Annotated in this window: 23 protein-coding genes; 11 read left to right on the top strand and 12 right to left on the bottom strand. The window is 64.9% G+C overall.

Annotated features, from left to right (window positions below):
- Window positions 1-96: 96 nt before the first annotated feature.
- Both AC1RRC_RS13080 and AC1RRC_RS13075 read left to right on the top strand, forming a co-directional pair.
- A complete protein-coding gene (locus AC1RRC_RS13080) occupies window positions 97-1911 on the top strand; it encodes an ABC transporter substrate-binding protein (protein WP_493055905.1) in 1815 nt (604 codons plus the stop codon).
- A 175-nt stretch (window positions 1912-2086) separates the two neighbouring features.
- Window positions 2087-2980 (top strand): YihY/virulence factor BrkB family protein, encoded by an 894-nt coding sequence (locus AC1RRC_RS13075; RefSeq protein WP_493055904.1) that lies wholly within the window; start codon window positions 2087-2089, stop codon window positions 2978-2980.
- Here AC1RRC_RS13075 and AC1RRC_RS13070 read toward each other — a convergent pair.
- Window positions 2977-4284, bottom strand: coding sequence for an ATP-binding protein (locus AC1RRC_RS13070; RefSeq protein ID WP_493055903.1), 1308 nt, complete (start codon window positions 4282-4284; stop codon window positions 2977-2979). The two genes, AC1RRC_RS13075 and AC1RRC_RS13070, sit on opposite strands and share 4 nt — an antisense overlap.
- Before the next feature lie 158 nt (window positions 4285-4442).
- Between AC1RRC_RS13070 and AC1RRC_RS13065 the strand changes: the two genes are divergently transcribed.
- The 3 genes from AC1RRC_RS13065 (at window position 4443) to AC1RRC_RS13055 (ending at window position 7424) form a co-directional block, all read left to right on the top strand.
- Window positions 4443-5708, top strand: coding sequence for a protease complex subunit PrcB family protein (locus AC1RRC_RS13065; protein ID WP_493055902.1), 1266 nt, complete (start codon window positions 4443-4445; stop codon window positions 5706-5708).
- Window positions 5709-5781: 73 nt separating this feature from the next.
- Window positions 5782-6708, top strand: a complete 927-nt coding sequence (locus AC1RRC_RS13060) for a MipA/OmpV family protein (RefSeq protein WP_493055901.1) — start codon at window positions 5782-5784, stop codon at window positions 6706-6708.
- Between the two features lie 2 nt (window positions 6709-6710).
- Window positions 6711-7424 carry a hypothetical protein gene (locus AC1RRC_RS13055; protein WP_493055900.1) on the top strand — a complete coding sequence of 238 codons (714 nt, stop codon included), beginning with the start codon at window positions 6711-6713 and terminating at the stop codon, window positions 7422-7424.
- Here the strand turns inward: AC1RRC_RS13055 and AC1RRC_RS13050 are convergent, their stop codons facing one another.
- Window positions 7425-7877 carry a DUF3224 domain-containing protein gene (locus tag AC1RRC_RS13050; protein ID WP_493055899.1) on the bottom strand — a complete coding sequence of 151 codons (453 nt, stop codon included), beginning with the start codon at window positions 7875-7877 and terminating at the stop codon, window positions 7425-7427.
- 112 nt (window positions 7878-7989) lie between these two features.
- On the opposite strand from AC1RRC_RS13050, the gene AC1RRC_RS13045 reads away from it, so the two are divergent.
- Entirely contained in the window at window positions 7990-8769 is a 780-nt protein-coding gene (locus AC1RRC_RS13045; protein WP_493055898.1) for a DUF6597 domain-containing transcriptional factor, read from the top strand.
- 6 nt (window positions 8770-8775) lie between these two features.
- Here the strand turns inward: AC1RRC_RS13045 and AC1RRC_RS13040 are convergent, their stop codons facing one another.
- Together AC1RRC_RS13040 and AC1RRC_RS13035 are read right to left on the bottom strand one after the other, a co-directional pair.
- The gene (locus AC1RRC_RS13040) at window positions 8776-9468 is read right to left on the bottom strand and encodes a response regulator (RefSeq protein WP_493055897.1); all 693 of its coding nucleotides are present in this window, start codon (window positions 9466-9468) and stop codon (window positions 8776-8778) included.
- Between the two features lie 165 nt (window positions 9469-9633).
- Window positions 9634-10080 (bottom strand): SRPBCC family protein, encoded by a 447-nt coding sequence (locus AC1RRC_RS13035; RefSeq protein WP_493055896.1) that lies wholly within the window; start codon window positions 10078-10080, stop codon window positions 9634-9636.
- 67 nt (window positions 10081-10147) lie between these two features.
- Here AC1RRC_RS13035 and AC1RRC_RS13030 point away from each other — a divergent pair, with 67 nt between their 5' ends.
- Entirely contained in the window at window positions 10148-11071 is a 924-nt protein-coding gene (locus AC1RRC_RS13030) for a LysR substrate-binding domain-containing protein (RefSeq protein WP_493055895.1), read from the top strand.
- A gap of 31 nt (window positions 11072-11102) precedes the next feature.
- Here the strand turns inward: AC1RRC_RS13030 and AC1RRC_RS13025 are convergent, their stop codons facing one another.
- Window positions 11103-11393: a DUF2917 domain-containing protein gene (locus AC1RRC_RS13025; RefSeq protein ID WP_493055894.1), complete on the bottom strand. Its 291-nt coding sequence runs from the start codon at window positions 11391-11393 to the stop codon at window positions 11103-11105.
- A gap of 195 nt (window positions 11394-11588) precedes the next feature.
- On the opposite strand from AC1RRC_RS13025, the gene AC1RRC_RS13020 reads away from it, so the two are divergent.
- Together AC1RRC_RS13020 and AC1RRC_RS13015 are read left to right on the top strand one after the other, a co-directional pair.
- Window positions 11589-12788, top strand: a complete 1200-nt coding sequence (locus AC1RRC_RS13020; protein WP_493055893.1) for an MFS transporter — start codon at window positions 11589-11591, stop codon at window positions 12786-12788.
- Complete coding sequence (locus AC1RRC_RS13015) at window positions 12785-12907, top strand: hypothetical protein (protein ID WP_493055892.1); 123 nt, start codon at window positions 12785-12787, stop codon at window positions 12905-12907. The genes AC1RRC_RS13020 and AC1RRC_RS13015 overlap by 4 nt, the downstream gene beginning before the upstream one ends.
- Window positions 12908-13104: 197 nt before the next feature.
- On the opposite strand, the gene AC1RRC_RS13010 is transcribed toward AC1RRC_RS13015, so the two are convergent.
- From AC1RRC_RS13010 to AC1RRC_RS12990, 5 genes are all read right to left on the bottom strand, one after another.
- Window positions 13105-13680: a nitrogen fixation protein NifQ gene (locus tag AC1RRC_RS13010; protein ID WP_493055891.1), complete on the bottom strand. Its 576-nt coding sequence runs from the start codon at window positions 13678-13680 to the stop codon at window positions 13105-13107.
- A gap of 215 nt (window positions 13681-13895) precedes the next feature.
- Window positions 13896-16766 carry a bpX6 domain-containing protein gene (locus AC1RRC_RS13005; protein ID WP_493055890.1) on the bottom strand — a complete coding sequence of 957 codons (2871 nt, stop codon included), beginning with the start codon at window positions 16764-16766 and terminating at the stop codon, window positions 13896-13898.
- Window positions 16759-18645, bottom strand: coding sequence for a hypothetical protein (locus AC1RRC_RS13000; RefSeq protein ID WP_493055889.1), 1887 nt, complete (start codon window positions 18643-18645; stop codon window positions 16759-16761). The genes AC1RRC_RS13005 and AC1RRC_RS13000 overlap by 8 nt, the downstream gene beginning before the upstream one ends.
- Complete coding sequence (locus AC1RRC_RS12995) at window positions 18642-19052, bottom strand: bpX5 domain-containing protein (RefSeq protein ID WP_493055888.1); 411 nt, start codon at window positions 19050-19052, stop codon at window positions 18642-18644. Before AC1RRC_RS12995 ends, AC1RRC_RS13000 begins: the two co-directional genes overlap by 4 nt.
- A 2-nt stretch (window positions 19053-19054) precedes the next feature.
- Window positions 19055-20188, bottom strand: coding sequence for an AAA family ATPase (locus AC1RRC_RS12990; protein ID WP_493055887.1), 1134 nt, complete (start codon window positions 20186-20188; stop codon window positions 19055-19057).
- 30 nt (window positions 20189-20218) lie between these two features.
- Here AC1RRC_RS12990 and AC1RRC_RS12985 point away from each other — a divergent pair, with 30 nt between their 5' ends.
- Window positions 20219-20521 (top strand): hypothetical protein, encoded by a 303-nt coding sequence (locus AC1RRC_RS12985; RefSeq protein ID WP_493055886.1) that lies wholly within the window; start codon window positions 20219-20221, stop codon window positions 20519-20521.
- A 149-nt stretch (window positions 20522-20670) separates the two neighbouring features.
- Window positions 20671-22944 carry a TonB-dependent receptor domain-containing protein gene (locus AC1RRC_RS12980; protein ID WP_493055885.1) on the top strand — a complete coding sequence of 758 codons (2274 nt, stop codon included), beginning with the start codon at window positions 20671-20673 and terminating at the stop codon, window positions 22942-22944.
- On the opposite strand, the gene AC1RRC_RS12975 is transcribed toward AC1RRC_RS12980, so the two are convergent.
- Entirely contained in the window at window positions 22945-23814 is an 870-nt protein-coding gene (locus AC1RRC_RS12975) for a hypothetical protein (RefSeq protein WP_493055884.1), read from the bottom strand. It lies immediately after the preceding gene.
- Entirely contained in the window at window positions 23811-25091 is a 1281-nt protein-coding gene (locus AC1RRC_RS12970) for an AAA family ATPase (protein WP_493055883.1), read from the bottom strand. Before AC1RRC_RS12970 ends, AC1RRC_RS12975 begins: the two co-directional genes overlap by 4 nt.
- Between the last annotated feature and the right edge of the window lie 73 nt (window positions 25092-25164).

Raw genomic sequence — 25164 nt, 5'->3', positions numbered from 1 at the left:
AAAGTGTGAAAGTATAGGCCCGTCCGTAGAAATACGGGTAGCCCGCATGGCCGCCGGTGCCGTATCCTGATGTCCGCACCCCGATCTTCGATAAAAATGGCACGTTTCCGACTTTTCCTGCCGGCGGCAGCATTGACCACCTTGTTGGCCGGCCCGGGTGCGGCGGCTGGCGATCACCGTCCGCTGGCGCCGCCCGGCCCGCACGACAAGGTCTTGCGCACCTTCCTGTCCACCGGTGAAACCGCGCTCGATCCCGCCACCGCCTCCGACATCGCCACCCTGGCGCTGCTGGAAAACCTGTTCGACCCGCTGCTGCGCTATGCCTACCTGGCGCGCCCCGTCAAACTGCAGCCCAATACCTTGCGCGACATGCCAAAGCTGGACAAGGATGGCGTCACCTACACCTTCCACCTGCGTTCCGGCATCTATTTCACGCCCGATCCCGTGTTCAAGGGCAAGCGGCGCGAAGTCACGGCCGACGATTACGTCTACAGCCTTAAGCGCCTGTACGATCCGGCCCTGAAATCCCCGTGGCTGTTCCTGTTCGACGGCAAACTCGCGGGCGACGCGGCGCTGAAGAAAAAATTCGATATCGCCACCGCCATCCCCGGCCTGCAAGCCGTCGACCGCTACACGCTGCGCATCCGCCTCAGCCAGCCCGACCCGAACTTCCTGTTTTACCTCGCCACGCCCGCCACCAGCGTGGTGGCGCGCGAAGCGGCCCAGGCGTACGGCGCCCAGCTGGGCAACCATCCGGTCGGCACCGGCCCGTTCATGGTGGGCGAATGGAAGCGCAGCGACAAGATCACCTTGCTGGCCAACCCCGGCTTCCGCGACACGGTATTCCACGCCGGCCCCGATACCCCGGCGGAAACGCGCGGCTATGCGGCCAAGCTGGAAGGTAAACGCTTGCCACTGGTGCAGCGCATCGAAGTCAAGGTGATGGAAGAGTACCAGTCGCGCGTGCTGGGCTTTTTGAACGGGGAGTTCGACTATATCGAGCAAGTGCCGGAATCCATGCGCGACATGGTGCTGGACGACAGCACGGCCCCCGCACTGAAGCCGGAACTGGCCAGACGCGGCATGGAATTGTCGCCCTTTCCCGTGCTGCAGACGTATTACATGTGGATGAACATGGACGATCCGGTCATTGGAGGCTTTGGCAAGGACAAGATTGCGCTGCGGCGCGCCATTGCGCTCAGCTATAACGGGCCGGAAGATGTCGCGCTGTTGAAGAAAGGCCTGGCGCTGCCGGCGCAATCGCCGCTGCCGCCCAATGTGCGCGGCTACGATCCCGCCTACCGCAGTCCAGTGGCGTACGATCCCGCACTGGCGCGCGCCTTGCTGGACCGCTTCGGCTACAAGACCGGCAAGGATGGCTTCCGTACCTTGCCCAATGGCCGCCCGCTGCTGCTGACGATGCACACGGAAGCCACCACGGTGGGCCGCTTGCGCGATGAGTTGTGGCGCAAAAGCCTGCAGGCCATCGGCTTGCGCGTACAGTTCAAGAGCGACAAGAAGACCGAGATCATCAAGGCGTCGCGGCTGGGCAAGGTGATGATGTTCGAGACCAACTGGATTGCCGATTTCCCCGATGGCGAGAATTACTACCAGTTGCTGTATGGTCCCAACAGTGGCCGCGCCAATTACGCGCGCTTCAACTTGCCCGCGTATAACCAGCGCTACGAACAGGCGCGCGCCATGGACGACACACCGGCGCGGCGCGCCCTGTACCGCGACATGAACCAGTTGATCCACGCGTACACCCCGTGGGTGGTGCTGACGCACCCGATTTCCGCCGATATCCGCCAGCCGTGGCTGAAAAACTACAAGCGCCATCCGGTCGAGCAAACCAGCTGGCGTTATGTCGATATCGACATCGCCGAGCGTAACCGCGCGGCAACGCGCTGAACAAAGCCGAGCCCGCAATGTCACTCCCTGGGGTCAGACCCCATATATGACAAAAGTGGACATTTTTTCCCCGGAAATGTCCACTTTTGTCACATTCGGGGTCTGACCCCAGAAAGTGACACGCGTTGCCGGATGCGGAACGCCGCAGCACGGTTGGGCTGCGTACAATGGTCGCATGCGTATACTCAACCGTAAGGCTGCCGCCTGGGTTGCCGCCCACCCCGTGGCGTTCTTGCTTCAGTGCATCAAGGGCTTCCGCGCCAACCAGGGACTGCTGCTGGCGGGGGCGGTCGCTTATTACTCGCTGTTATCAATCGTTCCGCTGCTGATGCTGGTGGCGGTGGTGCTGTCGCACTGGTTCGATGACGCGGAATTGCTGCGCACCATCGGCCGCTACCTGGAATGGCTGATTCCAGGCCAGTCGCGCGCCATCGTCCATGAAATCAGCCTGTTCCTGCAGCAGCGCAGCGTGATTGGCTGGGTGCTGGCGGGCACCATGCTGTTTTTCAGTTCCCTGGCCTTCACCGTGCTGGAAAACGCGATGTCCGTGATCTTCCTGCATCGCGTGGCGATCCGGCGCCGCCATTACCTGGTCTCGGCCATCCTACCTTACTGCTACATCCTGTCGCTGGGCATTGGCGCGCTGCTGGTGACGGTGGCGGCGGGCGTGCTGCAGGTGCTGGGGGAAAAGGAAGTGGTCTTGCTCGGCCATGCCTGGTCACTGCAAGGCGTGTCCGGCTTCTTGCTGTATCTCTTGGGCGTGGCCGGCGAAGTGCTGGTGCTGACGTCGATTTACCTGGTGATGCCGGTCGGGCGGCTGTCGTTTTCCCATGCGCTGATTGGCGGCGTCACCGCCACCGCGCTGTGGGAAGCCGCGCGCCATGTGCTGGTGTGGTATTTCACGACGCTGTCGCAAGTGAACGTCGTCTACGGCTCGCTGACCACCGCCATCGTCGTCATGTTCAGCCTGGAAATCGGCGCGACTTTGCTGCTGTTTGGCGCGCAAGTGATTTCAGAATTCGAGCGGGTCGGGCGGAACAAGCATCAGCCTGTCACGGCCCGCTTTTAAGGCGAACCGACAGGCAAGCGCACGACAAACCGCGCCCCGCCCAGCGGGCTGTCTTCCACATGCACCGTGCCCCCATGCAGCGCCACCGCCTTGCGCGCAATCGACAGCCCCAGTCCGAAACCGCCGGTGCTGCGGTCGCGGCTGCGGTCCAGCCGGTAAAACGGTTCAAACACTTGTTCGCGCTGGTCGGGCGGTATGCCGGGACCATCGTCATCGACCGTGATGTCCACCCGGTCCGGCCAGCGCGCCGCCGCCACCATCACGTGCTGCACCGCATACTTGCGGGCATTGCCCGCCAGGTTGCCGACAGCGCGCATCAGCAGCCGCGCATCGCCGTCCATCGTCCCCAGCTCGTCCGCCACGCGCACATCGATGGCGGCGCCCGGCGGCAAACCGGCGATGCAATCGCGCAGCGCGCCAGCCAGGCCGAACGGCTGCCGCTGCAAGGGCTGCCCGCTGTCCAGGCGCGTCATACCCAGCAATTCGCTGACCAGCGCATTCAATTCGTATAAATCCTTTTCCATCGCATCGATGCGCTTGTCCCGCGCCGGATCGTCGGCGGCGCCGCGCAGCAATTCCAGCCCGAATTCCAGGCGCGCTATCGGCGTGCGGATTTCATGCGACACCGAATGCAGCAGGCTGCGCTGCGCATCCAGCAATTGCCCGATACGCGCCGCCATCGCATTCATGCGTTCGGCCAGCGGATAAATACTGGCCGAGCGGGGCATGACGGCGCGGGCCGACAACCGGCCCGCGCCAACCTCGTCGGCCACCCGCGACAGCTGCTGCAAACCCTGCCAGTGCGAGCGCGACCACAGTGCAATCGGTACCAGCAACGCCAGCGCCACCACCGCATAGCGCAAGGCTTCCTGCCACAGCGCCTGCGAGGTATCGATCGGCAGTCCCTGTGCGTGGATCACATCGTCCTCGCTGCCGACATAGCGCTCCCCCGTCCGGTCCACACGGCGGTAAAACGCCTTGTTCGCCACGTCGATCACGACTTCGCCCTGCGCCAGCGCCGCATGGCGGCTGTCCGGCAACGCCGCGCGCACCTGGGCCAGCGGCACCAGGTCATAGCGCACGTCCGACACTTCCCGCACCTTGTTCAGCCGCGCCAGCCATTCATCGGGCGGCGCCTGGTCCACGTAGTGCTGCAATAGGAATATCTGGGCCGCCGCCTGGCGCCGCGCGATATCGTCCAGCGGATCGCCGTACAGCCGGCTGATCGCAAAATGCACGGCAAACGCCGCCCCTGCGATGGCCAGCATCACCAGGACGAAGAAGCGGAAGAACAGGCGGTGCATGGGGGCGAATTGTATAAGAGTTAACTATCGGAGTTAACTTCGGGCAAGCCCTAAATTACAAATTTTAGACAATTCGCGTACATTTCGAAGCGGAAGTCCGCCCCGCCGCCACCTAAAATGGTTGTATTCAAGACAAATAATTTCAATCAGGAGGCATCGTGATCAAACTGGCTGCACTGAAACACTCATCCCTGCGACTCGAACCGCTGGCACTGGCACTGGCGGCGCTGGTTTCACTGAGCGCCTGCGGCGGTGGTGGGGGCGATTCGCCAATCAATGCCGCCGTTGTTCCTGGCGCCCAGGGCATCGCCGTGGGCGAGCCGAATCCGTCCGCGCAAGTGGACAAGAATGTCTTCATCAAAATGGCGCAAGGCGCCGCCTGCAGCGACAAGCTCAATCGCCTGTACATCATCGACAATGCGCAAGTGTTCTGGGATGTGGCCGGCAACTGCGCCGATGCCTCGTATTCGCAGGTGTTGTACGGCGCGACGCCGGAACTGAAACGCTGCTCGTCGGCCGACTCGATCGCCGGCCCGCGCACCAGCTGCGCCGATGAACGCCACCGCGAAACCTTCGACACCATCGTCAAGAACCGCGACAAGGCCGACCTGGGCCTGGGCGCTTCGCACAAGATCGAAGTGGTGGATTTGACGCCGCAACCCAAATTGGGCAACACCGTGAAATACGAGCGGTTGATGATCAACCAGTATTCCGGCAACAGCACCGCCGAAAACCTGACGGTGCGCGATGCCAAGGAATGGTCCGTGATGTGGAAACGCGTCAATGCCAACCTCACCGACCTGCCGCCCGAACCGTGGGTCGATTTCAGCAAGCAGATGGTGGTGGTCATCTTTGGCGGCAGCGCGTCCAGTGGTTGCTCGGGCGTGGGCGTGGATCGCATTGCGGAGCAGGATGGCGTGCTGCATGTGGAATATTCGTATGCAGTGCCGCGTCCGGACGCCATCTGCACCGCGGCGATCACCTACCCGGCCTCGGCCGTAGTGGTCGACAAGTACGAGCAGGTCAAGTTTGAACAGATCAAACCCACTCCCGTCGACTTCAAGCGCATTGAAACCAAACTCAGCACCACTGATACGACCCCGCCCTTTAATGCGGTGGTAACGGATGAACTCAAGCTGCGCAAGCTGTGGGGCCAGTATGTGGACGCCGCTACGCCGATGCCGTCGATCGACTTTTCCACGCAGACGGTGTTGTTTGCCTGGGGTGGCCTCGGCATGACGTGCCAGTCGACCACGTTCACGTGGGTATACCGTGCCGGCGGCAAGCTGGTCGCCAGCGTGCGGAACATGACGCCCGGACCGGCCACCGATTGCATCATGGGCGTGAAAGGCGCCGGCGACGTGGTCATTATCGAGCGCAGCGACGAGCCGGTGGTGTTTTCTACCAGCGTGATGAAGTTTTGACGGAGACGGATGGAGAGCAGGGACGCTAGAATGACGGCCTGTCCCGTCATCCGGCTTTGACTATCCATCCACTATGCGCAAGTCCATCCACCACTTCCTGATCGGCGCCGCTTGTTGCGGCGCCGTTTCCGCTTGGGCGCAAGCACCCTCACCCGGCCTGATGCCGGACGGCAGCTATGACATGTATGCCGGCCTCGGTATGCGCTCGGCGCCGAACTACGAAGGGGGAGCAGACCGCAAGGTGAACGCGATGCCGGTGCTGCAAGTCGGCTGGAGCAATGGCGTGTTCATTTCCGGCATGAGCGCGGGATGGCATCTGTCCTCCACGCCGGGTATCGAATATGGCCCGCTGCTGTCGCTGCATGCGGGCCGCAGCAAGGATGGTTCCTCGGTGCTGGATACGGCCGTATCGCTCAATAGCGCCGACCATATAGGCATCACCTTGCCGCCAGGCATGGCCACCGTGGCCGGATCGCGGTTCAATATGTCTTACCGCTTGCGCAATATCGGCGCCCGCACGGAAGGCGGCTTTTTCTTCAACTATTACCTGGCCGAACGCCTGCGCCTGACCAACAGCGTGCTGTATGGCGCCGGTGAAGACCGCAAGGGCCTGCGCTGGACGGCGGACCTGCAGCGCGGCGCGATCGAGCTGGCGCCGCACCATAGGCTGTCGCTGACGGCCGGCGTCACCGTCGGCAACCGCGCCTACAACACCGGCTACTTCGGCTTGCGCACGGACGATGTGCTGCAAGTCACGGCGATGGTGGTGAGCATCGACGGCCAGCTCATGGCGCCGCCGGCGCCCGTATGGGCTTACGCGCCCTCCGGCGGCATCAAGGATCTGCACGTCGGTGCGCGCTGGAACTGGGCGCTGTCGCCCGCGTGGTTGCTGACCACCAATGTGCAAGTCACGCAATTGCGCGGCGGCGCGAAAAACAGTCCCCTGACCGACCGCGCCACCGGCGTGTCGGTGTCCACCGCGCTGGCTTACCGCTTCTGATCATGACACCGATCCAGTCCCTGACCGCATGCATCGCCCTGGCCGCCACGCTGGCCTTGGCGCCTGCGCGCGCCCAGGCACAGGAACAAGAGCGTGACTGGCTCAGTTACCGCGACGCGTATCGCGGCATGGTGGCGTTTGAAAAATACGGCAAACCAAAGCAGTTCCTGCAACAGCATTACCAGGCCAGCGCGCGCGATGGCAGCCCGCTGCCGGCTGATTTCAAATTGGTCCTGTCCGGCAAGACCATGCAATTGAATCTTCCACTGGATGCGCTGGGCCGCGCCGTGTTTCCGTTGCTGAAAGCCGCGTATGACGAAAACGCGGTACTGACCATCAACCGCAAGCTGGGCGCCTATGTGTTCCGGCCCCGCGTCTCGATCATGGTGCGGCCCGATGGCGTCTACGAGGGTGCGGAATTGCGCGCCGCCTGCGAACAGGCGCTGGAATTCCAGCGCACCGTGAATGCCGCCGGCTACCGCGACAAGCACTGCGTGGGCGTGCGGTTTACGTTTGCAAAGAAGCTGGACGCCGACGTGCGCTGGAAAGGCGGCGCGGCGCTGCCCGCGGTGGCCGGCCCGGCCTTCCCGGACGAAGCGGGCAACGCCTACAGTATCGTGACGGTGCGCTTCGATGCCGCCACCGACAAGGGCCAGGTGATCAGCCAGAATGCGCCGCTGGCGGTGGCGCCGGTGTTTGCGCCGGCGTCCGATTAGTCAGGGCAGGCTGTAGCTGAAGCCGTACGTGTGCCTGCCGCCTTCGGCCTTGATGGTCATGGTTCCCGTCAATCCCTGCAGTTGGCCGGTGCCGGAATCGGGCACCACATTGACTGTCAGGGTTGGCGCGCCTTTCTCCATCAAGCCGGAATGCTGCAGGAAGAACGTGCCCTTGCGGCCCTCGAGCGTGGCCGTGACCTGTTCCAGTGCCACATAACCCGCCGAGCCTTTGACGGCCGTCCGCACCGCCAGCATTTCTCCGATGCTGCCGCCTTCCAGCGGGCCATGGAACACTTTTTCAAGGCGCTGGCGGCCCCAGGGCTGGCCATCGGATTGCGGCGTCATTTGAATGTCGAATGTGCCGTTGACTTGCATGGTGCCGCCTCCTGCCGCATGGGCTGCATGGGTTGCCACCGAGGCGGCGATAAGAATGAGGGAAACTACGCGCTGCATTGCCGCTCCTGTAAGATTCGTTTCCCACAGTAGACGCCATGATGTATCCGGGATGATTGGAAAAACGCGACACGCCACACCACCTTCTGCGCATGAACCGCGCGGCGTGCTGGTGCCCCGTTTCAATAAAGGGCGGTTCAGTCACGACCGGCAGGCGCCCTGCGCGGCGCTGGCGGAACTGGTCGAGCATTACTGGCACGTGGCGTGGGACATGCAGGGCAATCCGCCGCAGATGCAGGAAACCCTGCCGCATCCGAATGTGCACTTCGTGGTCGAGCATAATGCGGCCGGCATCCATGGTGTGCAGACAGCGCGCTTTACGAAACTGCTGGCCGAACAGGGCTTCGCCTTCGGCATCAAGTTCCGTCCCGGCGGTTTCCAGCCCTTCCTTGGCGCGCCGCTGGCCACCATTGCGGACAGCAAACTGGCGCCGGATGCCGCGCTGGGGGCGGCGGGACGGGACTATGTTGAGCACATCCGTTCATGCGGCGATGTGCAAGCGCGGTTCGCCGCCGCCGAAACGTTCCTGCTGGCGCGCCTGCCGCAATTGACCATCCATGCCGACGTGGCCCGCGCCAATGCGCTGGTGGCCGCCATCGCCGCCGATTCCAGCATGGTGACGGTGGAAGCGCTGGCGGCGCAGTCCGGCCTGAACAAGCGCAGCCTGCAGCGCCTGTTCCAGCATTACGTGGGCGTCAGTCCCAAGTGGGTTATCAAGCGTTACCGCATGCATGAAGCCGTGGCGCAATTGCAGGCCGGCGCACCCGTCAAGCTCGCGCAACTCGCGCAAGACCTGGGCTACTTCGACCAGGCCCACTTCATCAATGAATTCACGGCGCTGGTGGGCAAACCACCGGGGGAATACCTGCGGCAGTTGCCTGCGGCGCCATAGCCGCCACTACCACGCCGACGGCGAAAACAAATACCCCTCGCCCCACACGGTCTTGATCCGCTCGCCATCGTGGTCATCGAATTTCTTGCGCAACTTGGAAATGCTGTTGTCGATGCTGCGGTCCAGGCCGTCGAATTCGATGCCGCGCATTTTTTTCAGCAGGGCGTCGCGGGACAGGACGGTGCCGGCCGATTCGGCCAGCACCAGCATCAGCTTGTATTCGGTATTCGACAGCGGCACCGGCTTGCCATGCCAGGTCACCACGCGGTCGGTGAGGATGATTTCCAGCGCGCCAAAGTTCAGCAGATCCGACCGTGCGGCGGCCGGCGCCACGGCCGGGACGGCGCGGCGCAGCAGGGCGCGCAGGCGGGCCAGCAACACACGCGGCTGCACCGGCTTGTTGACGAAATCATCGGCGCCATACTCAAGCAACGCCACCTGGTCGTAGCTGTCATCGCGCGCGGTCAGCACCAGGATCGGAACCTGGCTGACCGCCCGCAACTGGCGGCAGACTTCATTGCCCGGCAGGCCGGGCAACATCAGGTCCAGCACCACCACGTCCGGCACGAACGCATGGAAACGCGATAGCGCTTCATCGCCGCGCGCCACCACATGCACGTCAAATTCATTTGCAACCAGGTATTCGGCTATCAGCGACGACAGCCGTTCGTCATCTTCCACCAGCATCAGTTTGGTCATGGCACCTCCTGGCCGGTATTGTACGCAGCAAGGTCCAACCACGCCATGGATCACTAACCGCTATGGTGCATCCCACTGCGGTGGGTCTTGCCGCGATACATGGCCGCATCAGCCTTGCTGCGTTCATCACCGAGGCATTCGCCAGCACGACAAACTCATCTCCGGTCAGGCCGGTGCGCGGCCATCCATGCGGTCCAGTTGCTCTTCCAGCCGGTCGAGGTTTTCACCGTTGGCGGTGAGCACGAAATCGCGCATCCTGGCGCAGGTCTCCGCCGTGGGAAATCGCATGGTCCAGTGCAGCAAGGTTTTGCCTTCCTGCTCGATAAACGCGAAGATGGCCTTGAACGGCGTACCCAGCACATGGTCAAATTCAATGCGTTCCGGCCGCGCGATGTGCGAAAAAACCGATTCATTGGGATAATTGACACCGTCCGGGCCATGCATGGTGAATTTCCACAGGCCGCCCGGTTCAAAATCGAAGACTTTGAAGGTATTGGTGAAACCGTCCGGGCCCCACCAGCGGGCCAGCACGGAGGGGGCGCTGAAGGCGCGAAACACGCGCTCACGCGGTGCATCGAAGAGACGCTCAGTGATGACATCGCAATCACTCATCGCAACCTCCCTCATAATGTCGGTTTTGGCATTCTAATGCGTTAAATATATTTTTTCCGGAGTGATGATGCAAAACAGGCTAGTTTCACTGCCGCCCCTCGATGCCTTGCGCGGATTCGTTGCAGCTGCGCGGCGTTTGAGCATTACTGCCGCGGCGGCGGACCTGTGCCTGACCCAGTCCGCCGTCAGCCGCCAAATCCAGGCGCTGGAAGAGCGGCTCGGCGTGCAGTTGTTTATCCGTAACAGCCGCAGCATTGCGCTGACGGAAGCCGGTGAACAATTGTTCCACCTGGCTTCGCCGTGGCTGGACAAGCTGGCCGACCTATCTGATGCCCTGCAGCAAGAAAAGCGCATCAAACCCGTGACGATTTCCGCCAGCATTGGCGTGGCGTCGCTGTGGATCCTGCCGCGCCTGGGCGCGTTCCAGGCCGCGCACCCGAATATCGACATCCGCCTGGCCACCAGCAACCGCCTGGTCGATTTGAAGCAGGATGAAGTCGACCTGGCGATCCGCTATGGCGGCCGCACCCACGTGCCGGACGATGCGCTGCACCTGTTTGGCGAAGCGGTGGTGCCGGTGGCCAGCCCGGCGCTGGCGGCCACCGCGTTTGCCCAACCGGACGGCGTGCTCGATCACGTGCTGCTGGACCTCGATGACCGTGGCCGCACCTGGCTGCACTGGACGCCGTGGCTGGCCGCGCATGGCATGGACCGGCGCCAGCCCAAGGGTTACCTGCACTTCAACCAGTACGACCAGGTGATCCAGGCCGCCATCGAGGGCCACGGCGTGGCGCTGGGCCGCCTGGCGCTGGTGTTGCCGATGTTGAAGGATGGCCGCCTGGCCGCGCAGATGGACCAGCGCATGCAGGTCGACGGCTATGGCTACTGGCTGCTGCAGGCCGCGCCGCACCCGCGCCCGGACGTGGCGGTGTTCCGCGACTGGCTGCTGCAACAGGTGGCGCAGACGTCGCAGCTGATGGCGGTGGCCTGAACCTGCGCGTTGCGTCAGGCCCGCAGAGCGGTTACCGCCTTGGCGCAAGCCACCATGCCCGCACCGCCGCAAACGCACGCAACACCACCCCGGCCACATCCTCTTCGCGGCGCAACTCAAACGCCGCATGCGGCATCCGCCCCAGCGCGGAAAAATAATGCCGCTGCGAAGCCGGCAGCAGCGCGCTGTCGCCCGCCCCCAGCACCACGTCCGCGCCATTACGGAATCCCGTAATCCACAGGTAGCCTGCCTTGCAGCGTACCTGTACCGTCCCGGCCGGCGCCAATGTCGCGCTTTCCCCGGCGTGTAGCGTGAATTCCATGATGTCCTCCCTGGCTGTCGTGGCGGTGTCCAATGCCTGCATTGTCGGCGGCCGGCCCCGGCGGGACAAACGGCGAATTCGCATCGGTCACATGCACCGCGCGCATCGGAGGCATGCCAAATGACCGTTGGCGCGCCGGGCGCCCGCCTCGCTATGCTGGCGTCACGGTATAGACGAACAACGACGGAGAGCACCATGGACAAGCTGAAATCACCACTGGCCGCCATCGTGTGCGGCGGCATCATCATGGGACTGGCGCTGGGCATGCGCCACGTGCAGGGCTTGTTCATGCTACCCATGACGTCCGCGCGCGGCTGGGGCCGGGAAGAATTCGCGCTGGCGATCGCCCTGCAAAACCTGGTGTGGGGCGTGGCCCAGCCCCTGACCGGCATGATTGCGGACCGCTGGGGCTCGCGCCGCGTACTGGCCGGCGCCTGCCTGCTGTATGCGGCGGGGCTGTACCTGATGGCCCATGCGGCGACCGGCATGGAACTGGCGCTGGCGGGCGGGCTGCTGATCGGCCTGGCGTTGTCCGGCACCGCGTTCGGCACCGTGTACGGGGCGCTGAGCCGCATCGTGCCGCCGGCGAAACGCGGCTGGGCCCTGGGGCTGGCCGGGGCGGTCGGCGGCGTCGGCCAGTTTGCCATGGTGCCGGCCACGCAAGGCTTGATTTCCGCGCTGGGCTGGCTGGTGGCGCTGGTGCTGCTGGCGTTCGTGCTGGCGTTTGCCGCGCCGTTCGCCTATGCGCTGGACGACGGCGCGGCGGCGCGCAATGCGCAGCAGGGTGGCCAGACACTGCGCCATGCAATCGCCGAAGCGCTGTCGCACCGGGGTTTCTGGCTGCTGAACCTGGGCTTTTTCGCATGCGGCTTCCAGCTCGCGTTCATTGCCGGACATTTACCGGCGTACCTGGCGGACCGGGGACTGCCGGCCAACACGGGGGTGGCGGCGCTGGCCATCGTGGCGCTGGCCAACGTGGGCGGCATTTATGTGTGCGGAGAATTGGGCAACCAGTACCGCCGCAAGCATTTGCTGGCGTACCTGTACCTGGTGCGCTCTTGCGCCATGCTGCTGTTTGCCACGCTGCCGCTGTCCACCGCCAGCGTGTATGCGTTTGCTTTCGTGATGGGCGCCACGTGGCTGGGCACGGTGCCGCTGACCAACGGGCTGGTGTCGCAAGTGTTTGGCGTGCGCTATATCTCGACGTTATTCGGCCTGGTGTTTGTCGGCCACCAGCTGGGCGGCTTCCTCGGCGTGTGGCTGGGCGGACGCGTATTCGACGCCACCGGGTCGTACCACATCATGTGGCTGGCGTCGGTTGCGGTGGGACTGATCGCGGCCGCGCTGCACTGGCCGATCGACGATCGCGCCATCATGCGGGCGCAGCCGGCATGAACCACCGGGCGCTTTGGTTGCTGGCGGCCGTACTGGCCGCCGTGTGCGCGTGGACCGTGTGGGCCCTGCGGCAGCCGGAATTCGCCCACCAGCTGGCGTTGCTGATGCCGTTGTGCTGATCTCGTGCAGCGGTGGCGCCTGTGCCGGCAACATCCAGCGCATCAACATGCCGCCCGCCGGAACGGCGCACGCCGGCGCAAGCCCTACGAGGTTGTGAATAACACGGTTTGCCGAGCATCGTAGGGCGGTAAGCCGAAGGCTTGCCGCCATTGCGTGCGGACAGGTGCTGCATGCCTCAGCTATGTATTCACAACCTCTACGCGGCGACAGCCCGTTTCTGCGCCGACGCGGCAGGGGGCGCCAGCCGGCCCGTCTCGAAGCATTTACGGTATTGCGTGCAGCGGTGGCAACCGGGCGGATGCATGTCATGCCGGCCCAGCTTGTCGCCCAGCTCGCGGAAGATAAACCGCTTCCATTTCAAGTCCGTGACGTTGCGCTGGAACAGCGGCTGGAAGTACAGCTTCATCAGCGCCGTCACTTCATGGCGTCCCGCCAGGCCCAGGTCTTGCCACAGCATGCGGTTGCCCAGGCTGGCGGCGGCAATCGCGCGCGCCAGCCAGTTGACGTGCTGCGCATCGGCTTCCGCCGTGCGCGACGCCATCAAATGCGCCACCACTTCATGGAACAGCGGCGGCACCGTCCCCACCACCACCGCATATTTGAGTTCGGAAACCGGCACGTAAGCTTCGTGCGGACGGCAGCATTCCAGCGCCGCCATCAGTTCGGACTGGGGCAAACCCAGCGTGCGCACGAACGGCGGCAGCACATCCACGCTGGCATGCCGCAGCACACCGGACACGGCCTTGGTCAACAACTCATAACCGGACCGCATGGGCGACAGCTCTGACGCTGGCCACAAGGGGAAAGTCGGACTCATTACAGCGATACCTCCGAGGTTCAGCACAGTAAAAAACGGCTTGCCACATGCTTACTTCAGGTGAAGCGATATCAACAAGAGCCTTATTACTTTGATACGATTATTGATTTATGTGATCCGATAACTATCAGTTGCACAGGATAGTGACTATGCAAAAATCGCTCTGGACATCAGCCGATCGCCATTTGCCGCACCTGTGATGTGGCGGTATCAATCACGGCGCAACGCCCCCTCCGGTCGTGGATCACGATGCTCTCGTCATCCATGCGGACACGGGGCTCGTGCGCGTCCGGCACGGTGATCGTGGCCAGCACGCCGCCCCGGTTCAGCGTCACCACCCGGCAGCGCCACAGGCCGCCGCCATCGGTCCACTGCACCGCCAGCAAGCCGTCGCGCACATCGACCACCGGCGCCGCCACGGCGCCCTCCAGCAGCACCGCAATGGGATACACCAGCGGGTCCGATTGCACTTGCAGCACGGCGCCGTCATCCTGTTGCGCCAGCCGCAGGATCAGCGGGTCCGGCCGGCCGGGGTCGGGCAACAGCCGCCAGATGCCACGGTCCGGCGCGTCGAACACATCGCGCTGGAATAGCCGGCGCTGCGGCAGCGCATAGCGCCACAGCTGCACCGTGTCGCCGCAATCGAGCAGCAGCGCCTGTGCCTTGCGGTGTTCGGCCAGCGCCATGATCCGGCCCGGCAAATCATTCACTTGCCACACCAGCGCCAGCTGCGCCTGGGTGACATCGACGGCGGCCAGCCGGTCGCCGATCACCACATTCCACACCATGCCATCGTAGTGGGACGCCCACAGCCGCAATGGCTGTGCTATCGAATCCGTGACCCGCGCCGTCAGCAGGTCCAGTTTGCTGACCCGCACCATGCTGTCGCGCCGCGCCAGCGCCAGCGCCTGGGTTCCATGCAGCGCCGGCACCAGGTGGTGGGCGACGACGGAATAATGGGCCAGCGTGCGGCCCAGGCGGCTGGTCCGCACGACTCCAGCTTCGCCCAGCGCCAGCAGCATGCCACCATCGGCCAGGCGGCACGCATCGTGGATCGCCTGCAGCCCCCGTTCATCGAGCCGCAGCAACAGCGGTTCATCCCGTTCGCGCAGTGCTTGCAGCGGAACGTGACTGAAACTCAGGTGGGGCAAGTCCGCTTTCAGGCCGGCTGGTTCGGCCAGGTTGATCAGTGTTTGCATTTCCGCGCGCAACAGCGGGCAGGCGCCGGCCATCCGCTCCGGCAGCAGGCGGCGCAACAAGACCCCCGCCAGGCGCCGCGTGGCGGCCGAGTGTTCTTCCTGCGCCAGTAATTCAACCGCCAGGCGCGAGCGCAACAGCGCGCCCTCTTCGCCACCGGCCTGCAGCAGCGCAGCAATCGCGGGTTCGCTGTCCGCCAGGCTGTCCGGCAACAGCACCAGCTTGCGCACCAGCGCGCGCACGCCCAGCTCCCCGCCCGCCAGTTCGGCCGCCTGCAGCCAAGCGACGGTATTGTCCCGTTCGTCGGGCAACGGCCAGACTGCCGCCACCGCGTCCAGCAAGGCGCCACACGCGGCCAGGTCTTGCCCCCACTGCCGGCGCAGCGCCGCCGCCTGTTCATGCAACTGCTTTTTCTCCAGCAGCAGCACGGCGGCGCCCTGGCACCGGCCCAGCCGCGACAAGCGCACCGCGCGCTCGATCTCACCAGCCAGCCACCACAGGCGCACCGCCAGTTCCACCGGCAACTCCAGCGTTTCCGCCAGTTGCGCCGCCTGCCGCAGGCGGCCATGGCGCTCCAGGTAATCGACGGCTTCCTGTGGTTCGCGCAACAATTCCGCCAGCACGAACACGGCTTCATCGATACGGCCTTCACGCGCCAGCCGTTCATAGGCGCGCCGGTAACACTGGCGCAGGTAAAATTCGACATCGCCACTGACGCCGATGGTGGCGCCGCCACCACCCGCCGTGATACTGAGGTCGCTGCGCGGCCCCGGCACGCCCAGCGCCTTGCGTCCCGGCTGACTGTCATGCAAGGCGCTCAGCGGAATCGCATGGCGCAGCGCTTCATGCAAATCGCCCCGGTCGAACATCGCCATGGTCTTGCGCAGATACCCGGCCTGGCGCCAGCCCAGCAAGCCTGCCACGCGGGTGTATGCCGCCACCCGGGCGGCCAGTTGCGCCAGGCGCTCGCCCAGCGACGGACCGCCATGACCGGCGCCCGCACCGTCTCCACCTCCCCCTCCGCCCGTGCCGCCTGTGCCACCGGCGGCGCCCACACCCTGCGCGCCGTCCTCGCCGCCGCTGCGGCCACCTCGCCCCACGCCGGCCGCTCGGCCCAGTTTCAACACCAGCCAGCCGGCCAGCATACCCAGCGGCGCCAGCACCATGCCGGCGGCGGCCGCCAGCGCCGAATCGATGCCTGCATGGTGCTGGCCAGCGCCGCGCCCGGCCGGCGCCTGGCGGCCGGCGCCATCGCGGCGGGCCTTGTTGCGGCGTGCAGCGCTGTCGCCTTCCGCCTTGCGCGCCATGGCCTCGGCAACCTGCCGCAGGAATGTGGCGCGCTCCGCACCCGGCGCGGGCACCGCATCGCCAACGATATCGCGCAGTGACAGGCGCGCCACGTCCAGTGCATCCGGTAGCTCCCCGCCACCCGGCGCCAGCGGCACACGCAGCGGCACCGCCTCCAGTTGCAGCCATGCCGATGCATCGACCCGTTCGCACTGCGCCAGCACATGGCTGTGGGCGCAGGCGCCGCGCACCAGCCAAACCGTGCCCTCTACCGCGGCCTGCAGCTCATGCCGCGCCAGCGGCGCACTGCTGAGCACCGGCCCCTGGTCGCACAGCGGCAAGGCGTCAAGGCGGCCACAGTGTAAAAATTGCGCCGACGGCCATTCCAGCAAGTAGCCGTTATCGACGCGGTACAGCCGCGCACCGCCGCGCCAGTGCGCCAGCACGCGCCGCCGCACCACGGCTTCGCCGCACAGCAGCGGATCAAACCACAGCGCGCGCACGCTGTGCATGCCGTCAAACAGCGGGCGGCCGATGACCGTGGCGGGATCACGCATCGGCGGCCTCCGGCACCACGTGCAGCGATGGCAGCTCCGCATCGATCGCGCGCACGGTGACGGCCAGCGAGCGGTAGCCGACCCATGCCAGCGTGCCATCGGCAGCGTCCATCGCGGCCTGGCCGATACGTTCCTGCGCGGTCACCAGCGTGCGGCGTTCCTGTTGCGTGCGGAAGGCAATCCCCATGCGGTTTGGCGCCAGCACCACCAGGCCAGGCTCCCCGTTCGACCTCGCCACACCCAGCACTTGTTCCCCCTTTTCCACCGTCACCAGGGCGCCGCGCTGCACATCGCCGATCACGCCCACCCACCACCGGGTTGCGCTGCTTTGCACCGCGGCCAGCGCGTCCCACGATGCGCCCTGCCAATGGCCGCCAGACCCGAACAGCGCCGCCCCGCCGCCATGCGGGATGCTGGCCACCTTGCGCGGCAGCGCGGGCGGATGCCACTGGTACAAATGGGTCGCGCCATCTTCCGTGCAGCCATAGGCCAGGCAGTTGTGGAATTGCGCCGCCCCCGCCACTTTGTACGCCATCCGGTTGAATGCCGGAAGCCGGATGTCCTGGTGCTGCGAATTCCTTGATTTGGCGCGCAAGGTCCAGCACGCGAGGCGGCCATCGATATCCAGTGTCAGCACATGTTCCACATGTTCCAGCGCACCGGGTTCACGCAGGAAAAACAGCGGCAGCCAGCTGCCCCTGCCAGGCGGCACGCGGAATTGTTCCAGTGGCGGCCGTACGGCTTCCAGCGCGCCATGTGAAAACAGCTTGCCCGGGAAGCCGGTAAATTGCAGCTGGCGGCTGTCGCCGGACAGCGTCGCAAACGCTTTGCCGAAGGCCGCCGCCGCCAGCGTTTCACTGCCGGCCCGCCGCTGCGCGTGGCGCACCTTGCCGCCGCCGGTTTTCTTCGCCTTGGGCGCATGAAACATGACAGCGCCGCCCTCCACCATCGGCACCGCCAGCACGCCGCCGCCCACGGCAAAACGCGGCGCCTGCTTCACCGACAATGTCCCCGCCAGCTTGCGCTTACTGGACGCCATGGCTGGCAGCGGTTTGAACGGTTCACGCAGCAGCCGCACGCACAGCGCCGGCGGCGGCAACGGCAATGTCACGTGCCGCACCGGCTGCGCGCCACGCCGCTGCGCCAGCACCACCCGCAGCGTATCGGACGCCAGGCTGGCCGCAATCGTGGCGGAAGATGCCGCTTGCGCCGGTCTGGCACCGCCATCGCCCACCACCCAGCAATCGGACACGTCGCGGCCCAGCGCCTGCTCCCATGCAGCGGCATGTGCCGGCGTTGGCAACTCCAGGGTGCGCGCTTCCAGCAAGCGCCGCAAGCCGGTTTTTCCTGTCGCCGTATGCAAGACACCGGGCGCCTGCAACACGCCCCATTCGAATTGCGCGCCCGCGTCCCGCGCGCGGCGCGCCAGCAGGATCAGCAGCGCCATATGCGCCAGGCGCGGTTCCCCCAGTTGCGACGGCCCGGCGTCAAACAGCACCACACTGCGCGCCGCCCGCTTCGGTCCCTTGCGCTCCGGCCCCAGGAACAGCAATTCCCCGCCGGCGGTGCGGCGGATGAATTCATCCGGTTCCGCATCGGCCATCGCCCACTCGCTCAGCAGCATGCGCTCATAGTGGCCGCGCCGCACCAGGTCCCCCACGCCCTGCGGCGTATCGTCGGGGCGCGCCGTCACCATCCCAAGGCGGCCCACCAGCGGCTGCAACCGCAGCAGCCAGTCGCCCAGCGGCCGCGCCAGGTCCGGCGCCAGCAGCGCCAGCCAGCCGCTCCATGGCGCCAGCGCGGGCGGCAACGCGTCGGGCGCCGGCTGCGATGCCGCGCCGTCGGCCATCACAGGATCCACGGCAGCCGGCAAGGTCACAGGCACGCCTCGTGCAGCCAGCCAAGCAGCGCCGGCGTCAGCACCATGGCGCCGTCCAGCGGCAGCAGTTGTTCGGGTTCGTGCCACAGCAGCGCCGGCCATTGCGGCGTGCGCCGCGCCAGGTTCGCCTGCACCAGCTCGGCCGGCAAGCCAAGCGCCATATGGGTTGGCAGCCACAGCATCGGCGCAGAAGGTTCGGCCGCGCAATAGCGCACGCCATCGGTCCACGGCAAGGCATCGGCCGGTCCCAGCACCACCAGCAAGCCGCGCGCCGCCACGGCGGACAGTGGCGCCAGCGCGTCGGCTGGCCGCTCCCGCAACTGCGCCAGCACCCCAGCCACGGCCGCGCCTACGGCGACGGCGCCGCACGGCGGCAGCGCGTCGTCACGGGTTATCCAGTGCAGCACCGTCATCCTGCGCGGCCCACGGCATCGACCAGGCTGGCACGGCGGCCGGCCAGTTCCGGCGGCAGCTGGCCGGTCTCGAAATTCGCATCGATTTCACGCAGCAGCGCTTCCACGTCGGCGCCGGGCGCCGGACCGGCCAGCAGGCTGTCGGCCGCCGCCGCCAGCCGCGCCACGCGCGACAATGGCTGCTGCGCCGCCACTTCCACCACGGTGCGCAGCAACGGATGGCGCGCGTCGGCCAGCACGTCGCGCAGTGCTTCACGTGCGCCCTGCTGGCCGGCCTGGGTGGGAATCGCATACAGCAGCGGCCACAGGTCCGCCCGGGTGGCGGTCTGCCGCCCCGCCAGCACGGTGGCGGCGGCGATCAATTGCTGCGATTTGACGATGCGGCGGTCCGACAGCGTGATGCCGGCTTGCCGCAGTTGCCGGATCGCCTGCGCCAGTTCGCCCCGCACGCCATCCATCCCGACACCGGCCACGGCGCGGTTCAGCACATCCAGGCTGGCCAGGCCGGCGCGTGCCTGCACGCCGCGGTGATTGACTTGCCAGCCGCCCGCCAGCAAGTCTTCCAGCCGGTGGTCCGGCACGGCGTCGACAAAGACGTGCAGCAGGAAGCGGTCGGCAAACGCCGCCAGCCCTTCGTCTTCCGGCAAGCCATTGGCCGCGCCCACGCATACCCGCAGCGGGCAGCGGATGCGCGTATGGCCACGCCGGAACTGGCGTTCGTTGAGCACACCCAGCAAGGTATTGAGGATCGCGGTGGAGCCCAGGAACACTTCATCGAGGAAGGCGATTTCCGCTTCCGGCAACATGCCGGCGGTATCGGTTTCCACCAGCCCTTCGCGCAGCTTGTTCAGGTTGACGGGACCAAACAGTTCCGACGGTTCGGTAAACCTGCCCAGCAGGTATTCGAAATACTGGCCGTCCAGGCTTTGCGCCACGCGCCGCACCACGGCGCTTTTCGCGGTGCCGGGCGGACCGATCACCAGCAAGTGTTCCTGCGCCACCGCGCCCAGGATCAGTAATTCCGCCAGGTGTTCACGGTCCACCAGGCCATCGGTGGCTTCGGCAATGGCATCGCGCAGGCGGGATGCGGCTTCGGGGATGGGCTGGCTCATGGCGTTTTTGATATTCAAAAGCCTATTCTAGCGGTGTATGCTATCGGGATGGAAAGTACGAAACCTACCGTCCCCGCCTCCCCGGCCGCCACTGCAGCCGCACCGGCGCCGCGCAAGCGCGTCAAAGTCACGCGCTCCACCAAACTGCTGGGCCGCTTCGCCTGCGCCGCGCTGGCGGCCGCCTTTGCCTGCTACGCGACGATTTCCAACCCCGTGCTGCTGTCCTACGGCACACCGGCCGTGGCGGGCATGTCGCTGCTGGGCGGCGCCATCGGCTTTTTTGTCAGTGAAATGATCGTCATGGTGGCCGCCGTGGTGGTCGGTATCGTGCTGTATTCGCTGCTGCGCTGATTTTTGAAACATGCGGGAAATAAGCGGGACATAAGCCGGACATAGTCTCTAAATAATCGTAAATATGAGTAATTCTCATTTGCGAGTGATTCTCATTGGAACTATGCTTGTGGTTTTTGGCATCATTGCGGCGCCGCCCGCCGACCACTATGACCCGCACTCCACGCTTCACCAGCATCGCCCTTGCGCTGCTGTCGGCCACGCCTGCCGCCATGGCGCAAGTTTCCAGCACGCTGCCCACCGCGCCTGAAGTCACCATTACCGGCAAAACGCCGCCGCCGAAGGAAAAACCCAAGCCGGCGCAGCCGGAGCCGGTGGACATCACGTCCGTCACGGTGGCGGCGGAACGCCCCACTGGCCGCATCGACCGCCAGGTGTATGACGTCAAATCCGATATCGCCAGCAGCAACGGCACGGCGGCCGATGCGCTCAACAGCGTGCCATCGGTGGCGGTCGATCCGGACGGCTCGGTTTCGCTGCGCGGCAGCACCAATGTGCAAATCCTGATCGATGGCAAACCGTCCGCCATGCTGCAGGGCGATAACCGGGGCGCCACGTTGAACGCGCTGGCGGCGGAAGACATCGATTCGATTGAGGTCATCAACAACCCCGGCGCGCAGTTCGGCAATGAGGGCGGCGGTGGCCCGATCCTGAACCTGGTCATGCGGCGCAACCGCAAGCCGGGCGGCTTCGCCGCCGTCAACGCCAACGCGGGGACGGCGGGGCGCTACAACTCGTCGGTGTCCGGCAGCTACAACGAAGGCTACTGGGGCTTCCAGGGCAGCGCGCACGTGCGCCACGATGGCCGCAACGCCCATGGCGACTCGGTGCGCGACCGCATCGACAGCCGCAACGGCGCGCCCACGCACAGCGAGCAGCAATCAACAACGGCCGGCCTCAATGATTCCGCCGGCGTCAACGGCGCCGTCAGCTACAACCACGGCCTGCACGACACCTTCAATGGCAGCCTGTCGTACAACCAGCGCGACAACGACCAGCGCGGCCGCGACCATTACCTGAACACGGGCCCGGGCCAGACCACCATCAGCGATTACGTCCGCACCTCTCTGCGCGAAGGCGAGAGCAAGAACTACGCGTGGGGCGCGCGCTGGGACCACAAGGGCGATACCGATGGCGAGGCGCTGAAAGTCGACTTGCGCGTATCGTCCGCCGACAATACCAGCGCCAGCGACTACACCAGCGTGTATGCGGTGACGCCGCCCGGCCGGTTCGATACGCACAGCCGCCAGCGCAACGACACCGACAACCGCATCGTCGATTTCACTGGCGACTATGAAACGCCGGCATGGGGCGGCATGCTGAAGGCGGGCTGGAAAGTCGCGCGCAACAGCAACCGCTTCGATGCGTACTATGCCGATATCCTGTCCAACGGCACGGCAACCATCAACCCGGCGCGCACCAACCTGTTTGAAGTCGATGAAGCGGTGACCGCGCTATACAGCTCGTACCAGTTGCGCCTGAACGACCAGTGGGGTGCGCAGGCCGGCCTGCGCGCGGAACATACCAATATCGACCTGAACCAGGTGACCGGCGGCATCCGGGCGAAGAACAATTATATAAACTATATACCCAGTTTCTTTGCGACTTACAAGGTATCGGACGACGCCAACCTGCGCTTTTCCTACGCCCACCGGCTGCGCCGCCCGAATGCGGGCGACCTGAATCCGTTCGTGGTGTACCGCGACGAATTCAATGTGTCGTCCGGTAATCCGCAGTTGAAACCAACCCGGACGGATTCGTTCGAGGTCGGCTATGAAACCCGCATCGCCGGCCTGGAAACCGCGCTGCGCGGCTATTACCGCAAGGAAGATGACGCGATCCTGGAACGCAAGGTGTTCATCAGCGACACCGTGCTGCTGACCACGCGCGGCAACGGTCCCGGCAGTTCGTCCGGCGGCCTGGAATTCACTGTCAACGGCAAGCTGATGCCGGGTCTGACCCTGAACACCAGCGGCAACCTGGCGCGCAGCGAACAGCGCATCCTCGACAGCAGCGGCGCCCCGACCGGCGAAACCCGCAGCGCCTCGTCGCTGAGCGGACGTCTGCGCCTGAACTACCAGCCCACGCCGCAAGACCAGCTGCAATTCATGGTGCAGGCGCAGGGCAAGACGCTGACCGGCCAGGGTTACCGCGAGCCCAACACCACCGCCAACTTCAGCCTGCGCCACACGCTGACGCCGGCACTGAGCCTGGTGCTGAACGTGACCGATCTCTTCAATTCCAACAAGATGGCATCCGTCACCGATACCGACTTGTTGAAGGAACAGTCGCTGCGCCGCTTTGACGGGCGCATCGTGTATATCGGGCTGTCGTACCGGATTGGCGGCGCCGGCGGCAACCGCGCGCCAGGCGGGCGCGGTCCGGGCGGGCCCGGTGGCCCAGGGCCGGGCGGTCCGATGTAATCAGCGCGGCAGCAGCTTCTGCGCTTCGCGCCCGATTTGCACGGCCAGCTTGCGGTTTTTCTTGTACAGCGCGTGATAAGCACCGGCGCAGGCTGAAAAGCCTGTGGCCGGACTCAGGTAGTGCGCGATGCCATCGCCGAAATCCGCGATGTCCGCCGCGTCCACCGCCAACTCACGCCCCCTGAGCGCCAGGTACAATGACGCGACGACTTCGGCGCGGCGCGTCGTCAAATCCTCATGGTTCAAGTCAAAAAAGCGGATCGTCACCTCGGCCCGTTCATATTGCGGACCATGGGCATGGACTGGCACGGCCAGCACGCCGACAAACGTGATCAATTCCGCCGGATCCGTATCCAGTCCTGCGATCGGATACACCAGCAAGGGATCTTCCGAGCGCAGCAGCCCGGCGTCGTCATCATGGAAATTGCGCGTGCCGCGCACCGGGAAATAATCAGACTTCAGGCTGGAGTTGCAGCGCGTGCAGGCAATCGCGTAATTAAACGGGTTGTAGGCATGCAGGTAGTAACCGGTCGCACTGACGCTGCCTGTCGCGCATGGCGCCGTATAACCCTTGAGGCGTTTGTTATCACCCGGCCATGCGCTCACCTGGCTCTTGGGCCGGAAATGCTCGACTTCATGTACTTTGGACGCATACTGCTTGCCCGCCAGCTTCATTTCACAGTACGCGCATTTTTCATGCTGCAAGGCGATATACACACCCTTGATTTCGCCCCAGAATTCGGTGCTTTTCGTATACGCCCTGGCCTGCGCGTATTCCTCCTTGCGAAGGCGGGCGCGCGCCAGCCAGCCTGGTTTTTCTTTCTCAATCCGGGCAATTAACTCCGCCGGGTCGATCGGATAGGCGATCACGACGCGATCTTCCTCTTGGCCAGCAACTTCAGGTATTCCAGCGCGGCTTTCGGGTCGTCGCCAGTCGCCTGGTCCGCCAGCTTGCGCAAGTCTTTTGCCACTTCACGCGAACGCGTGCTTTCCAGGCCAAAATACGGGCTCAACAGGATTTGCTCAGCGCTGGCGCCGTGTACTTTCTCCGGGCGGCGCGTCGCCAGCGTACCGTCCGCCGTCACCTCCAGCACAAACAGGTTGGATGCTTCCAGCGACCCCACCACCAGCGGGCTATGCGTCGTAACGATAAATTGCACATTCGGCAGCGCCTTCGACAGCGTCGGCAACACCGTCTGCTGCCATTCGGGATGCAAATGCAAATCCACTTCATCGATCAGCACCACGCCATGGTTCTCGACCAGCTTCTTGCCGCTTGGGCTGTTCATGCAGACGTGATACAGCATGTCGCCGATCCAGCCGATATACGCTTTGTAGCCATCCGACAGCGCGCGAAACGGCACCACCGTACCATCCATCTCAAACAGGTAGTCGCGCTGGGCGCCATCCGGCGGTGCATCGGCCAGGCGGCAATGACGTGGCAACAGCTTGTTGATCAGATGAATCACTTGCGTATAGCGGCCCCGGTTCCGCTTCTGGAAATCCGGCAGCCACGATTCCAGCGGAATCAATGCAATATGATCTTCGAACAGTCCCGCCACGCGCGCATAGCGGGGAGCGCGCGCCTTGTCGCGCGCCGTGGGGTCGAGGCGCTCCGACGTTTCCACACGGCGCGTCGCGCCATACCCGGCCAGGAAAAACGCGGAACTCTGGCGCTGGTAATAGGTGTCGGTCAATTGGGCGGCAACGGCTTGCGTGGGCACATCCACCCATTGAAAGCTTTCAAAGTCACCGCGCACGGCAATTTCACCGGCCAGCGCCAGCTTGCCTTTCTTCGGCAACTTCGCACTGTTGGCCGGCCAGTCCTGCGTATGCAGCGCCAGCATCACCTCGGCGCGCCCGGTGGCAGGCAATGCAGATTTGGCCGGCTTGGTCCTGGATGAACGGCCATGCGCGGCCGGGACACGCCGCACCATGGAATCAGGCCGGTAGCCTGAATCCCCCAGGTTGGGGGCCAGGATGCCCATCGCAATGGCGCGCAGCAAGGTACTCTTGCCCGCACCGTTGTTTCCCAGGATTACGTTCACATTCGGATACAGCATGCCCCGCTCGGCGGGATCGTTCAGGGCAAGCCGGGCGCTGGCAATCGAGCGCAGGTTATCGATGGAGACAGAGAGGACGTGCATACATACCCTGTGGACGCATTGAGTTCAAGCCCGGCCAGGTCAGGCCAGGCGCTATCCACGCATTATCGGATAT

The organism is Pseudoduganella sp. GW821-FHT12E03 (assembly GCF_058807115.1).
Note: the sequence above shows the minus strand (reverse complement) of the source record. Positions and strands in the feature narration are given on the sequence as shown.

What these genes read in the sequence shown, in the direction of transcription:
- AC1RRC_RS13080 (WP_493055905.1), top strand. Translation starts at nt 97, where the DNA reads ATGGCACGTTTCCGACTTTTCCTGCCGGCGGCAGCATTGACCACCTTG.
- AC1RRC_RS13075 (WP_493055904.1), top strand. Translation starts at nt 2,087, where the DNA reads ATGCGTATACTCAACCGTAAGGCTGCCGCCTGGGTTGCCGCCCACCCC.
- AC1RRC_RS13070 (WP_493055903.1), bottom strand. Translation starts at nt 4,284, where the DNA reads ATGCACCGCCTGTTCTTCCGCTTCTTCGTCCTGGTGATGCTGGCCATC.
- AC1RRC_RS13060 (WP_493055901.1), top strand. Translation starts at nt 5,782, where the DNA reads ATGCGCAAGTCCATCCACCACTTCCTGATCGGCGCCGCTTGTTGCGGC.
- AC1RRC_RS13055 (WP_493055900.1), top strand. Translation starts at nt 6,711, where the DNA reads ATGACACCGATCCAGTCCCTGACCGCATGCATCGCCCTGGCCGCCACG.
- AC1RRC_RS13050 (WP_493055899.1), bottom strand. Translation starts at nt 7,877, where the DNA reads ATGCAGCGCGTAGTTTCCCTCATTCTTATCGCCGCCTCGGTGGCAACC.
- AC1RRC_RS13040 (WP_493055897.1), bottom strand. Translation starts at nt 9,468, where the DNA reads ATGACCAAACTGATGCTGGTGGAAGATGACGAACGGCTGTCGTCGCTG.
- AC1RRC_RS13035 (WP_493055896.1), bottom strand. Translation starts at nt 10,080, where the DNA reads ATGAGTGATTGCGATGTCATCACTGAGCGTCTCTTCGATGCACCGCGT.
- AC1RRC_RS13030 (WP_493055895.1), top strand. Translation starts at nt 10,148, where the DNA reads ATGCAAAACAGGCTAGTTTCACTGCCGCCCCTCGATGCCTTGCGCGGA.
- AC1RRC_RS13025 (WP_493055894.1), bottom strand. Translation starts at nt 11,393, where the DNA reads ATGGAATTCACGCTACACGCCGGGGAAAGCGCGACATTGGCGCCGGCC.
- AC1RRC_RS13020 (WP_493055893.1), top strand. Translation starts at nt 11,589, where the DNA reads ATGGACAAGCTGAAATCACCACTGGCCGCCATCGTGTGCGGCGGCATC.
- AC1RRC_RS13015 (WP_493055892.1), top strand. Translation starts at nt 12,785, where the DNA reads ATGAACCACCGGGCGCTTTGGTTGCTGGCGGCCGTACTGGCCGCCGTG.
- AC1RRC_RS13010 (WP_493055891.1), bottom strand. Translation starts at nt 13,680, where the DNA reads ATGCGGTCCGGTTATGAGTTGTTGACCAAGGCCGTGTCCGGTGTGCTG.
- AC1RRC_RS13005 (WP_493055890.1), bottom strand. Translation starts at nt 16,766, where the DNA reads ATGCGTGATCCCGCCACGGTCATCGGCCGCCCGCTGTTTGACGGCATG.
- AC1RRC_RS12985 (WP_493055886.1), top strand. Translation starts at nt 20,219, where the DNA reads ATGGAAAGTACGAAACCTACCGTCCCCGCCTCCCCGGCCGCCACTGCA.
- AC1RRC_RS12980 (WP_493055885.1), top strand. Translation starts at nt 20,671, where the DNA reads ATGACCCGCACTCCACGCTTCACCAGCATCGCCCTTGCGCTGCTGTCG.
- AC1RRC_RS12970 (WP_493055883.1), bottom strand. Translation starts at nt 25,091, where the DNA reads ATGCACGTCCTCTCTGTCTCCATCGATAACCTGCGCTCGATTGCCAGC.